9 protein-coding genes are annotated in these 12,839 nt (G+C 60.9%); all 9 read left to right on the top strand.

All coding sequences use genetic code 11. The features are described from left to right. Positions 1-21 precede the first annotated feature (21 nt). The 9 genes from tssF to PM1_RS17755 all read left to right on the top strand — a co-directional run bounded on the left by tssF (position 22) and on the right by PM1_RS17755 (position 12,827). Positions 22-1,800 carry a type VI secretion system baseplate subunit TssF gene (tssF, locus tag PM1_RS17715; RefSeq protein WP_009619701.1) on the top strand — a complete coding sequence of 593 codons (1,779 nt, stop codon included), beginning with the start codon at positions 22-24 and terminating at the stop codon, positions 1,798-1,800. After that, positions 1,764-2,783 (top strand): type VI secretion system baseplate subunit TssG, encoded by a 1,020-nt coding sequence (gene tssG, locus PM1_RS17720; RefSeq protein ID WP_009619699.1) that lies wholly within the window; start codon positions 1,764-1,766, stop codon positions 2,781-2,783. The genes tssF and tssG overlap by 37 nt, the downstream gene beginning before the upstream one ends. Next, positions 2,780-4,123, top strand: a complete 1,344-nt coding sequence (gene tagH, locus PM1_RS17725; RefSeq protein WP_024128355.1) for a type VI secretion system-associated FHA domain protein TagH — start codon at positions 2,780-2,782, stop codon at positions 4,121-4,123. Before tssG ends, tagH begins: the two co-directional genes overlap by 4 nt. Further along, positions 4,123-5,148, top strand: coding sequence for a type VI secretion system lipoprotein TssJ (tssJ, locus tag PM1_RS17730; RefSeq protein ID WP_024128354.1), 1,026 nt, complete (start codon positions 4,123-4,125; stop codon positions 5,146-5,148). The genes tagH and tssJ overlap by 1 nt, the downstream gene beginning before the upstream one ends. Beyond that, positions 5,145-6,491, top strand: coding sequence for a type VI secretion system baseplate subunit TssK (tssK, locus tag PM1_RS17735; protein ID WP_009619693.1), 1,347 nt, complete (start codon positions 5,145-5,147; stop codon positions 6,489-6,491). Before tssJ ends, tssK begins: the two co-directional genes overlap by 4 nt. Beyond that, complete coding sequence (gene icmH, locus PM1_RS17740) at positions 6,488-7,312, top strand: type IVB secretion system protein IcmH/DotU (RefSeq protein WP_009619691.1); 825 nt, start codon at positions 6,488-6,490, stop codon at positions 7,310-7,312. The genes tssK and icmH overlap by 4 nt, the downstream gene beginning before the upstream one ends. Positions 7,313-7,346: 34 nt before the next feature. Beyond that, on the top strand, positions 7,347-9,839 hold the full coding sequence (locus PM1_RS17745; RefSeq protein ID WP_009619690.1) for a type VI secretion system Vgr family protein: 2,493 nt from the start codon (positions 7,347-7,349) through the stop codon (positions 9,837-9,839). Positions 9,840-9,879: 40 nt separating this feature from the next. Beyond that, positions 9,880-11,586 carry an esterase/lipase family protein gene (locus PM1_RS17750; RefSeq protein ID WP_009619687.1) on the top strand — a complete coding sequence of 569 codons (1,707 nt, stop codon included), beginning with the start codon at positions 9,880-9,882 and terminating at the stop codon, positions 11,584-11,586. Positions 11,587-11,693: 107 nt separating this feature from the next. Beyond that, positions 11,694-12,827: a T6SS immunity protein Tli4 family protein gene (locus PM1_RS17755; protein ID WP_009619685.1), complete on the top strand. Its 1,134-nt coding sequence runs from the start codon at positions 11,694-11,696 to the stop codon at positions 12,825-12,827. The last annotated feature ends 12 nt before the right edge of the window (positions 12,828-12,839 follow it).

Consider the following 12,839-nt stretch of genomic DNA (forward strand, 5'->3'; position numbering starts at 1 on the left):
CGCACCCGCCAGGAGGGCGCGATGCCGCTAAGAACAAAATTCCGCGAGGAAATGGAGTTCCTGCACCGGATAGGAAGGGAGTTCGCGCACGAGAACCCGCAGCTGGCGCACTTCCTCGGAGAAGAAGCAAACGATCCGGACGTCCAGCGGCTACTGGAAGGCGTTGCTTTCCTGACCGCCAAGATGAGCCTGAAGATCGAAGACGACCTTCCCGAGCTCACCCACTCCCTGCTGCAACTGCTATGGCCGAACTACCTGCGTCCGCTGCCCAGCGTCACGATGATGCGGTTCGAGCCCATGGAAAACGAAGTCACCACGTGCAAGCAGGTCCCCAAAGGCACGCCATTGCTGTCTCGACGCGTGGAAGGTGTGCAGTGCCAATTCCGCACCTGCAAAGAGGTGGAGGTTTACCCGCTACGGATCGATGAAGTCAGCGATGCCCATTCCCAGGAGAAGTCGATCATGCGCATCGACTTGGCGCCGACGAGCCTGGATTTTGTCCTCAGCGACATGGATTGTGACCGACTCGACTTTCACCTCAGCGGCGACGACACGACCGCACGCACCTTGTACCTATGGCTTGCCCGCTACCTTGAACATGTCAGGGTGGAGATCGACGGCACCACCAGGCTTCTTCGTCCGAATGCGTTGGAGTTCCCCGGCTTCAGCCCGGAAGAAGCGCTGTTGCCCTACCCGAAGAACGTCTTCGACGGCTACCGCATCCTGCAGGAGTACTTCCTCTTTCCCCAACGCTTCCACTTTTTCACGCTCAACCAGTTGCGTGCCCTGTGGCCCAACCACAAGGCGAGTCAGATTCGACTGGAGTTTCACTTCACCCGCCCTATGCCTGTCGGCATTCGATTGCGCACTACCGATGTGTCGCTCTACTGCACCCCGGCGGTAAACCTCTTCGAGCAAGGCGCCGAGCCAATCGATCTCAACGGGCGAACCATCGACCATCGCCTCCTTCCAATGGGCCTGCGCCCGGATGCCTACGAGGTATTCAGCGTCGATGAGGTCAGCGGTTGGCAACGCGAAGCCGATGGCAAGCGAGGACGCTGGCTGCGCACCTATCATCCTTTCGAGTCTCTACAGCATGAGATTGAGCATAGCCACGGGCGCACTGCACTCTATTACCGCACCCGCCTGGAGCCTGCGCATAGCGCCGAAGGTGTCCAGCATCGAATCGCCTTCATCAGGGCAGACGAGACTGATTACGCTGGCGAGAGCGAAACAGTTTCCCTATCGCTGACCTGTACCAATCGCGATTTGCCCCTATCGCTCGGTGTCGGCGACATCTGCTTTGGGACCGTGGGTGCCATTAGCACACCCAACTTCGTACGCTTCCGCAACATTAGCGTACCTACGCCGTCCTATCGCCCGGTACTGGACGGCGAGTTGCAATGGAATCTTATCTCCAACCTCTCGCTCAACTATCTCTCACTGCTTTCGATTGAGCCACTGCGCGCCGTCATCCGCGCCTATGACTTCGCTGCCTTGCATGATATTCGCCAAGCCAGGACCAGCCGAAAGCGCGTTGAGGCAATCCTTGAAGCCCAGACGGCCCCTGCCGACCGCTTGGTCCGTGGCTTACCTGTTCGCGGAATGCGGACGCGCCTCAAGATGGACCAGTCCGGTTTTCTCTGCGAGGGCGACCTCTACCTGTTCTGTACGGTGCTGAGCCACTTCTTCTCCCTCTACGCCAGCATCAACTCCTTTCACGTGCTGGAAGCTGTCAATGCCAGCAACAACGAGCATTACTCATGGCCAATGCAGATCGGCAAACAGCCGCTGATTTAGCTGACGCCGTACTGGCCGACGCCAACAACTTCAACTTCTTCAGTCTGGTGGAACACCTGCATCGACTGCACGAAGATGACCTTGAAGCGCAGGACCGAACGCGTCCGCAGAGGCAACGGGTACGTCTGTCCGCCTATGCAGGCCTGGGTTTCCCCGCAGCAGACGTCTCATTTGCGCAAAGGCTACCTCCACAGTCGGCCAGCGACTATCTGGTTCAGGCCACCTTCTTCGGCCTGCACGGCCCAGACTCCCCCCTGCCCGGCCACTATCTTGACCGCCTGGCTTACGAGGCAGGCCAAGGCGTAGGCATACGTCCAGCCTTCCTCGACGTCCTGCACCACCGCTTGCTGCTTCTGCTGCATCAAGCCTGGCGAAAATATCGCTACTACGTGCGGTTCCGTCAGGGCGCGCACGACCATTTCTCCCGCTATGTGTTCGCTTTGATCGGCCTGAGCGATAGCCGTCTACGCGGGGAAACGCCCATTGCCTGGAGCCGCCTGCTCAGCTTTGCCGGGGCAGTCGCTGGGCGCAGTCGTTCTCCTAGCATGGTGGCCGGCATCATCGCCCACTGCTTCGACCTGAAATCGGTCCATATCCGCCAGTTCGAGTTGCGCTACACCGATGTCCCCGACGACCAGCGCAACGCCATGGGCCTGCGAAACTGCACCATGGCCCAGGACTTCGTGCTCGGGCGACGGGTCAGGAGCCGCCACAGCAAATTCACCATCTGCATCGCCGGCCTGAGCCAAGCACGCTTCCGTGATTTCCTGCCTAGCGGGGAAGACTTTCCTCGGTTGCGCAAACTCATCGAATTCCTGCTGCGCGACCCGCATGCCTACGACTTGGAGCTGGGCCTGTACATAGACGAAGTACAACCGTTCAACATGGCAAGTGGTATCGGCAGCCATTTGGGATGGACCAGTTTCCTCAAACAACCGGACAACCATCGTCCACCGACGGTTCGAGTCAAGGTGCGCCAATGAAGCCCATTGTCTATACCCGTGTGGCGCTGATCGTCACCAACCCACAGGCACTGCGACTGGGTAGCCTGCCACGTCACCATTTCAACCAGGCTGGCGGAATCATCGGTACCCAAGACGCCGACTGGCCTCTGGACGATGGCCACCAAGGGATAAAGCCCTCGCATTGCCAGATTGTCTGGGACGACGGTGCTTTCTGCCTGGTCGAGCGTAATGGCGACACACGCATAAACGGCAATCAAGCACCGCTCGGCAGAGATGTCAGCGTCAGGCTCAACCAGGGCGATCGCATTCGTATCAGCTCACTTTGCATCGATGTGCACCTGGAGCAGGAACACCACAACCTGCCTGACCCTGAACGCCATCTCGCCGAACACACCGTCGAAGAGCTATTGAACGCCGAGCATACCGATGCTGGTGACCTGCAGAACCTGCCCGCACCACGTGGGTTTGACGTGGGCATACCCGAGCCAGCCGAGCCTTCGGCAGCGCTGCAAACGCTGATGCAGCCTCTGGAACAGACCTCACTCGACCCTCTCCAGGCCTTGGACGCGGCCCAGGCGCAACGAGCGCCCCAGACACCGCCTATCTCGCTTGATCCCAAACACTACGGCCTGTCCGAAGCCCCGACTCCAATGGACCTGGCCAGCACCCGCTTTGAAGCTATTTCCGGCTCACGCTCATCTTCTGGAGAAGACCGAATGTCGCAACACGATACTCCGTCCTACGAATCTGTATCCCCGGCTCCACTGCACAGCACCAGCACACTGCCTGCTGAGCCCCTGCTCGAAGGCTTGGGGGCCTCAGTAGGCAACCTCGACGCCGCGGCGAGCTATCGGCTGATGCTCGAGTCGGGCCAGACAATCCGAGCCTTCATCCAAGGGCTGCTGGCCCTGCGTAATACCACGCATGGACACCAGCGACTCAGCCTGCAAAGCCGCACCCTGCAGCCCATCGAAGACAATCCCTTGCACCTGGGCCAAAGCTACGAGGACACCCTGCGCGCCCTTTTCTCCACTGAGCGCAGTCGCGTTCATCTGTCCCCCAAGGCTGCCGTCGAGGAAAGCCTGGCTGAGCTAAGTCGACATCAGCACGCCCTGCTACAAGGCATCGAGGCCGGGCTATCAGCTCTGCTACAAGCCTTTTCGCCCGCGCAGTTGACGCAGCGCTTCCAGCGCTACGACCCCGATCAGACTAAAGCCGAACAGGCAGGGGACTGGGCCTGGCAGATGTACAACCACTACTACAACGAGCTCAAATCCGATCGCCAACGGGGCTTCGAGAAACTGTTCTGGGAAGTCTTCGAGCAGCACTACGACCGAGCCTTGCGTGCGGAGGCGTGATGAAGCGTACCCTTGGCGTGCTGCTCGCTACTTTGCTGATCGGCGGATGCAGCACGGTTGGCAATGTATTCAAGAAGACGGGGCAAATCCTGATGGACCCGTCCATTCAGATCGGCTCGGCTGCGGACCAGCCAACGCAGATCGCTCTGAGCCTATATGCCGGTTACGACGTCAATCCCAACCCAGAAAGTGCTACCCCCGACATGGCGCCCTCGGAAAAGGCGTGGCCGGCACCCGCGCTGACGGAAGACGAACTGGACGGGCCCTACGCCATTCGTTTGAACAGCGCGAGCCGGGTGGAATTGCTTGAGAGCCTGCGCGCACTTCTCGATCACCTGCAAGGAACTCCCTCATCACCCGGAGTAGCCATCCCCGGTGGTAAGCCCAAGCTCCAAGCGCCACCCGCCACGCCGCTTCCTGCGTTCCCCGGCCTGTATCTTCCCGAGCCGTTTAGGTTGGCGTCTGACGCATCGTTGACATCCACACGGCCTACGCCGCCCTCACCGACTCAGGCCACCTCGGTTGCATCCAGCACACCCTTGCCTGTGGCTGCCGTTCAGGGGCAGAGAGAGGTTCGTGGCTTGGCGCCCGGCCAGTATCAAGCTGGAGCCACCCTGCCGGATGCACCGGTGGCACCACCAGCCTCCAGCGGCACGGCCACACCAATCGCCTTCAAGGTACTGCAGCTCAAGGATGACTCCATGTTCCTCAACGCCGATCCCGAGCAGCTCTGGTACAAAACGAAGAAAGCGCTCGGTAGCACCTACCTGAGCGTTGACGACTACATCCTGCTCCCTGGGCAGTTCAAGTTCATCAACTTCCGCCGTATCGATGAAGACGCCAACTACGTTGCGGTGGTTGCCGACTTCCGTGATCCGAATATCGCCACCTGGAAACAAGTGCTGCGGGTCGACCCGCGCGGGCAGAAATACAACCTGCTGGTCAGCTTCCTGGGCAACCGCGTCTCCATTACTGATGAGCGCTATCCCCCCGCACAGCCATCGCAGTCGAGTAAGCAACCATGAGCAGTAAGAATCCCATCGTTCTCAGCGAAGGCACATTTTTCGAGCCACAGCACTTCCAGCAACTCGTGCGCGTGCTGGAACACCAGATCAACAGCCGCGTCGACAGCATCGGTCCGCATCCCTATGGCTTCACCGATCTGCAAATCAACCAGGAATATCTCGCCTTCGGCAAGATTGCCATTACTCACGCCAAGGGCGTGATGCCGGATGGCACCGTATTCAACATCCCCAACGATCAGCCGCCTCCGGAACCGTTGGTGATAGGCGACAGTGCTGCCGATAACCAGGTGGTCTACCTGACATTGCCGCACCGCTCCGATGGCGTGCTGGAAATCCGTTGGCCCGAGGCGTACGCCAATCATCGCTACATCATGCGTGCCGAAGAACTGCGCGACACCCACAGCCAGATTGGCGACTACCGGCCCATCGATCTGGCCGTCGCCAATCTTCAACTGGCGTTGGAACGCGAGGACCGAAGCGCCTATGCCTGCCTGCCCTTCGCCCGTATTCGCGGGCGTCGCGCAGATGGCAGCTTGCTGCTGGATGACAGTTTCTACCCCACCAGCCTCTCGCTCCAGGCGATTCCACCATTGGGTCGTTTCCTCGGGGAAGTCACCTCGCTCATGCGCGAGCGGGCCCGCACTATCGCCGAGCGGATCGGTAGTCCTGGGCAAGCCGGGGTCGCCGACGTCACCGACTTCCAGCTGCTGCAGTCGCTCAATCGTCTTTACGCCGAACTCTTGCAGCAGTCGCGTCAACCGATGACTCATCCGGTCGACCTGTACCGCGCCTTCCTCATGGCTGCCAGCGAACTGGCGACCTTCATGGAACACGGACGCCTGGCTCCGGAGCTACCCGCCTATCGTCACGAAGACCTGGCGACAAGTTTCCAACCACTGGAAGCCACCCTGCGTCGCTACCTCAGCAACGTGCTTCAACCACGCGCGGTATCCCTCCCCATAGTCACGCAGCAGTATGGGATACGGACCGCATCCGTGGCCGACAGCACCTTGCTGGAGCAGGCGGACTTCGTTCTCGCTGTGTCCGCCCAAATGCCGGTGGAGCGTTTGCGCCAGCTGTTCCTGCAACAGGTCAAGGTCGCTTCCATGGAGCGACTCGGCGAATTGGTCAGCCGCCAGTTGCCCGGGATTCCCCTGGCCCCGCTGCCCGTGGCGCCCCGCCACCTGCCATACCACGCCGGCTTCACCTACTTCCAACTTGATCGGAACCATCCGACCTGGCAGCAGATGATGAAAAACACCGCCGGCTTCGGTTTCCACATCACTGGCGACTACCCCGGACTTGAACTGCAGTTCTGGGCGATCAGAGAGGCAACGCGATGAGCACAACCGTCAACATCAACCACGAGAGTGATTTCCATCGGGAGCAGCCAACCCCGGCAGTGGGCCGCAAGGACGACATCACCTTCGATACCGTCGCCCAGTTGGACCACGACGCCGACCTGGCCTTTCAACTTCGTGGGCACAGCATCAATCCGCTAGTGGACGCGGCCATGCCGTTGTTCGGCCTGGTCATCCGCCTACGCAAGCTGGAATCGTACAGTCAGGTCAACGAACTCCACACGATTGTGCGCGACCAGATCAAAGCCGTGGACGAGGAAGTGCTGCGCCATGGCTACGACAGAGCGGTGCATATGGCCTACCGGTATGCGCTGTGCAGCTTCGTCGATGATGCGGTCATGGCCACGCCTTGGGGCTCCAACTCGCCCTGGGCCGAACGCTCGCTGCTCAGCATCTTCCACAACGAGACATGGGGCGGAGAAAAATTCTTCACCGTGCTCTCGCGCATGCAGATGGAGCCCGAACACTACCGTGACGTGCTTGAGTTCAAGTACCTGTGTCTGTGCCTGGGCTTCAAGGGCAAGTATGGCGTTCAACACAACCAGGCCGAATCGCTCAACAACCTCATCGTCAAACTGCACCGAGTACTCCGCCCGCTACGCGGCGAGCCGCCAGAGAAGCTGACTGACGCCCATTCCAACATAGTCTCCCGGCGCTACCGCATCAGCCATCAGTGGCCCATCTGGATGCCTTGGGCCATCGCACTCGCCGTGCTGGCCGGCATCTATGCGCTCTTCGCCGTCAACCTGGGTAGCACCACCGAATTGGTCCTGCGCTCGTTGGACAACATCCTAAAGCCCTGACTCGGCCCGATACTCACCAGACGAGAGGCATGTCATGCCCAGCCAATCCAATCTGCGCTTCACCTTCACCGTAGGCGAGACCGAGTTCGAGGTCATCGAGTTCACCCTCGACGAGGGCCTCAGCGAGAGCTACCAACTGGCGCTGGAGCTGGCCAGCCGCGACCCGGCCATCGACTTCGCCAAGATTCTGGATGCGCCGGCACACTTCATCCTCTGGCACGGCGAGCAACCGGTACGCCATGTCCATGGCCAGGTCAGCCGCTTCGAGCAAGGCACCACCGGCTTCCGCCGCACCCGCTACCGCGCCCTGGTCGAACCGCCCCTGGCACGGCTCGAGCTGTGCGCCGACTGGCGCATCTTCCAGCAAAAAACCGTGCCCGAAATTCTGAACCTGCTGCTCGCCGAGCACGGCATCGCCCCCTACCAACAGAACCTCACCGAGGACCACCTCACCCGCGAGTACTGCGTCCAGGCCGGCGACACCGACCTGGACTTCCTCCTGCGCCTGGCCGCCGAGGAAGGTCTCTTCCACCGCTTCGACCACCGCCCCGACGGCTGCACCCTGATTCACGGTGACCGCCTCTACATCCAGGGCGCCATCGCCGGCGGCCCGGTGCGCTACAACCCCGCCCCCGGCGGCGACCGGCCCGAACCGGCCCTGCGCACCTTCACCTACGCCGAGCACGTGCGCACCACCCGCCAGACCCAGCGCGACTACACCTTCAAGTACCCGCGCTACGAGCAGGAACACTCCGAAGCCGTCGAACGGCCGGCCGCGGCCGAGCGGGACTACGAGCACTACGCCTACCCCGGCCGCTACAAGCAGGGAGAAACGGGTGAGGCCTTCACCCGCGACCGCCTGCGTGGCCTGCGTGGCGATGCACAAACCGCCACGGTCGAAGGCGACGACCCGCGCCTGGTCCCCGGCCTGGCCTTCGACCTCATCGGCCATCCCCGCCAGGACTGGAACCACGGCTGGCGCCCGGTGCACATCCGCCATGAAGGCCGCCAGCACACCAGCCAGGCCGAAGAGAGCGCCGGGGCGCAGAGCGGCACCCACTACCAGTACACCGCCCAGCTGGTGCCCGACCGCATCGAATGGCGGCCCGTGCCGCGGCCGCGGCCGCTCATCCCGGGTCCGCAGGTGGCCACCGTCGTCGGCCCCGAGGGCGAAGAGTTCCACGTCGATGAATTCGGCCGCGTGCGCGTGCAGTTCCCCTGGGACCGCGAAGGCGCGCACAACGAACACAGCTCCTGCTGGATTCGTCCGCTGCACGGCTGGGCCGGCAGCGGCTGGGGGCAAATCACCCTGCCGCGCATCGGCCAGGAGGTCATCGTCGACTTCCTCGATGGCGACCCGGACCAACCCGTGGTCACGGGCCGCAGCTACCGGGTGGGCAACCGCTCGCCCTACGAACTGCCCAAGCACCAGGTGCTCAGCACCCTCAAGAGCAAGGAACACAAAGGCCAGCGCGCCAGCGAGCTGCGCCTGGACGACACCACCAGCGAAATCAGCGCCGCGCTGATGAACGACCATGGCCAAAGCCATCTCCACCTGGGCTACCTCACCCACCCGCGGCCCGACGGCGGCCAGCCGCGCGGCGAAGGCTTCGAGCTGCGCACCGACCTGCACGGCGCCTTGCGTGCGGCGCAGGGCATGCTGCTCAGCACCGAGGCACAAGCCAACGCCAACGGCGGCCTGCTCGACCGCGCGCAACTGGTCAGCACCCTGGAGGCGGCGCTGGAGCTGGCCAGGACCCTGGGCGACTACGCCGGTGAACACCAGGGCCTGGCCCACCAGGCCAAGCCCCAGGAAAACCTGACCGAGGCCGTGCGCGCCATGGGCCATGGCGCCAACGACCAGGCCGACGGCGGCGGCAATGGCAGTGAACCGGTCATCGCCCTCTCCGCCCCGGCCGGCATCGCCCTGGCCAGCCCGCGCAGCATCGCCCTGGGCGCCGGCGAGCACATCGATGCCGCCGCGCGCGAGCAGGTGCAACTGACCGCCGGCGAGCAGATGCTGCTCAACGCCGGCCAGGGCCTGGGTACCTTTGCCCAGAGCGGCGACATGCGCCACATCGCTCACCAGGGCCAGTTGCTCCTGCAGGCGCAGCACAACAGCGCACGCCTGGAGGCCGACCAAAGCGTGGAGATCAGCGCCAGCAACGAGCACATCCTGGTCAAAGCCCAAGAGCACATCACCCTGCTGTGCGGCGGCGCCTATCTAAAGATGCAAGGTGGGAACATCGAGTTGGGAATGCCCGGCAACTTTACCGCCAAGGCAGCGAACCATCAGTTCATCGCCCCCAGCAGCGCCTCAGAAGCTTTCAATGCTTGGGATCGAGCGCCATTCGACGAGCGCATTCAGCTCAAGCGCAATGGCCGTTCCCTACCGAATTATCGCTATGAAATTGTGCGGAGCGACGGCACCCGCATTCCAGGTGTGACCGACAGCGAAGGCTGGGCTGATCTTCAGCGCAGCCTTACAACGGAAGGTTACGAAATCCAGTTGCTGGGGCCGGCCTGAAAGCGATCGAGCCTTGAATGTTAGGGAAAGGAATTCACCCATGACCGACACCACTCGCCCTATTCCAACGGAAATTGGCCCGGATGGCCGGGTAAGGGCCAGAGTTAGCATGACACCGTCCTCCAACACCCAGCGCGTGGAGGTAGAAGTCCCCCCGGATCAGGCCATTCCCATCGTGTTCGTACCGGGCATCATGGGCAGCCCGTTGCTGGCGACAGGGGAAAACCTTGGCATGGTGCAAGAGAGCCGTTGGGCATGGTTTCCAGACAAAAAGTGGTGGGTCGTAGGGATGGGCAAAAGTTATCGCGCCCTTTCTCCCGAAGAACGAAAAATAGTCTTGTCGCCTGCAGAAACCCGTGCATTCTCAACCCCCGAGGATGCTGATCGTGAAACCGTCGCTAAGTACAGCTCCACGCTCTATGTCGAGGAGGCCCTGCAGCGTGGCTGGGGTTCGGTGATGCTCAACTCATATGGCGGCATCCTCAACTTTCTCGAAGCGCAACTGCGCTACATCCTCACGCCCCAGGGCCAGCCCTACCCAGGTATCCAGGGCACAATGCCCCGCGATCCCGCCTCTTGGGGAGAACTCGAGGGGTACGTGCCGTTGGACCTGAAGAGCCTGCGACAAGCGGCAGAGTTTCGTTACCCAGTCTATGCGGTGGGCTACAACTGGCTGAACTCCAATGCCCAAGCCGCCGCCTATCTAGCCGAACGCATCCGCGCCATCCTTGAACGCTGTCAACGGGACATGCGCGTCAAGTGCCGGCACGGAGTAATTCTGGTCACCCACTCCATGGGCGGGTTGGTAGCACGCCTGTGCGCCAAGCGCTATCCGGAGCTGATCCAGGGCGTCGTGCATGGCGTACAACCGGCCACAGGTGCGGCCACCGCTTACCGACGGGTCCGCGCAGGCTGGGAGGATTGGAAAGGCGCTCTCGGCCTCGGTGGTACCGGGCGCAAGATCATGCCGGTTTTCGCCAATGCCGCCGGCCCACTGGAGCTACTACCCAGTCAGCGCTATGGCGCGGGTTGGCTACGGGTGACTTGCAATGGCAAGGCGGTGTTTCAGTTGCCGAATCCCACCCCCAATGGCGTCGATCCTTACACGCAGATCTATATGAAGAAGCGGGCATGGTGGCGCTTGATGGACCCCGCGTGGGTCGATCCAAGCGAGAGCGATGAGAAGAAAAGCAGTGAAGGATGGAGCAACTACGAGAGCATGCTCAAGAAGGCAAAGTCCTTCCATATGGAACTAGGCGATTACTACCATCCCAATAGCTACGTGCATTACGGCGCAGATGCGGACTACCCGTCTTTCCGTCGCGTCACCTGGGATTTGACAGGTGGATTCATCTCCTCCCAGGTACAGGGGCGTCCTGGAACGAGAGTACTCCCTCCTGCCCCCAAACAAGCCAGCACCCTAAGATTGACAGCAGACAATCACGAAGGGCGCGTCTGGTTGGTCAACGACCATAGCGAGAAGCAGTGGATCAATCAGCATGGTGTAGGCGTGATCCACGACACTCGCGGCGATAGCTATTCAGCTGAATTGCAAGGCCCGGACCAGGGCGGCGATGCCACCGTACCGGCCCATTCGGCCGAGGATGCGGGCAAGCATGCAGTTTTCTCCGCCCGTATGCGGGGGTACGAACACCAAGACTCCTATGACGACACAAGGGTCCAGCGCCTCACGCTCTATTGCGTGCTGAGTATCGGCGCCAGAGCACAGGAATTACCCTCACAATGAGCCGTAAACCTCTCCTCCTTATCCTGGTAGCGACAGTAGTCCTATTCGCCGCCTGCACCTATGGCTGGCGCCAATGGCGCCTGACCCATCCCGACCGGAGCCATGAGATGACCGTTCTGACCCAGAACATGCGTACCCACTGCGTGGGTCGCCTGCTGATCGACCTGCCCGAGGGTAGCGCTTGGGAGCCCAATGCCAGTGGAGCAACCATCGGTAATATCAAATTATCTGTCGTGACGGATACCAGCCTCGAACAGTTTCAAGATCTGGTGGAACAGCGCTGGAAGGAAGTCCGCGAAACAAAAAAAGACGACTACGGCAACCCATATCGAAGTCCTTCCGAAAGTTTTGGAAACTTGGAAAGGGGATTTGTTTTTGCTTATCAGCATGAAACAGTAGATGGCTTGGCTGACGATGACGAAACCGTCATCAAACGAATTTTCCATACTGCCGAAGGTTACTACTGGGACGCTGGCACGCTATTCAAACTAGGCCCCGTACTCAACGGCAAGCAAGGTATCACCGACCTGTTACCCCGCCTGCATGCCCGTAAGCCCGATGAAACGCCCCTACAACCGGGACTATGCCTGAACGGTGCCTTCGTGTCGGGTTACTACGACTTCAATGAAAGCGAACAGGTCAGTTGGAGCTTTTCCCTTCCCCGCAACATAGGCATAACGATACGACACACCAAGGTCTCCGCGCCTGCCACTTCATTGTTCCAGCGTGAGCTCGAGTCACGAGGCGAGGCTGAGGCTTATATCGCTGCTTTTCTAAAGCCAGGCGATACCTTTGAAGAGCATCTGTTTCGTAAAGCAATACGTCAGGTGGGAGAGCTACCCGGCGAGGAATTGGTTGCTGGTAGTGTCGAGAATACTGGAGTCGATAAATATGAAACATTCATAGGAGCCACTTGGGGATATCCAGGGCAAGGCAGTCCATCGTTGCTGCCAAAAATCGAGCTTAGTTCGGGAACGCCAAGGTTCCTGACTACCTACATCCCATCTCCTGCAGGTGGTTTCCCCAGACCTGAGGACACGCCAGATGGTCCAACCGAAGCAGAATTCTTCGAAGTCTGGGATGCTGTAGTAGGCAACATTCGATTCCGCCCCGACGCCCTCATATCGTCACCACCGCCGCCACCCAGCGCACCTCTCCCAATCTCTCGCAAGCAAGCCGAGGAGGATCAGAGAGCGTTGGACGACTTCATTGCCAGTCACCCCAATCAACCCAAGCCTTAGGCATGGTGTTAA

Origin of the sequence: Pseudomonas sp. M1, assembly GCF_022760135.1 — a bacterium.
In the GTDB taxonomy this organism is placed as follows: domain Bacteria; phylum Pseudomonadota; class Gammaproteobacteria; order Pseudomonadales; family Pseudomonadaceae; genus Pseudomonas; species Pseudomonas citronellolis.

Bases quoted from the DNA above. Each gene is read 5' to 3' on its own strand.
- tssF (WP_009619701.1), top strand. From the start codon at position 22: ATGCCGCTAAGAACAAAATTCCGCGAGGAAATGGAGTTCCTGCACCGG.
- tssG (WP_009619699.1), top strand. From the start codon at position 1,764: ATGGCCAATGCAGATCGGCAAACAGCCGCTGATTTAGCTGACGCCGTA.
- tagH (WP_024128355.1), top strand. From the start codon at position 2,780: ATGAAGCCCATTGTCTATACCCGTGTGGCGCTGATCGTCACCAACCCA.
- tssJ (WP_024128354.1), top strand. From the start codon at position 4,123: ATGAAGCGTACCCTTGGCGTGCTGCTCGCTACTTTGCTGATCGGCGGA.
- tssK (WP_009619693.1), top strand. From the start codon at position 5,145: ATGAGCAGTAAGAATCCCATCGTTCTCAGCGAAGGCACATTTTTCGAG.
- icmH (WP_009619691.1), top strand. From the start codon at position 6,488: ATGAGCACAACCGTCAACATCAACCACGAGAGTGATTTCCATCGGGAG.
- PM1_RS17745 (WP_009619690.1), top strand. From the start codon at position 7,347: ATGCCCAGCCAATCCAATCTGCGCTTCACCTTCACCGTAGGCGAGACC.
- PM1_RS17750 (WP_009619687.1), top strand. From the start codon at position 9,880: ATGACCGACACCACTCGCCCTATTCCAACGGAAATTGGCCCGGATGGC.
- PM1_RS17755 (WP_009619685.1), top strand. From the start codon at position 11,694: ATGACCGTTCTGACCCAGAACATGCGTACCCACTGCGTGGGTCGCCTG.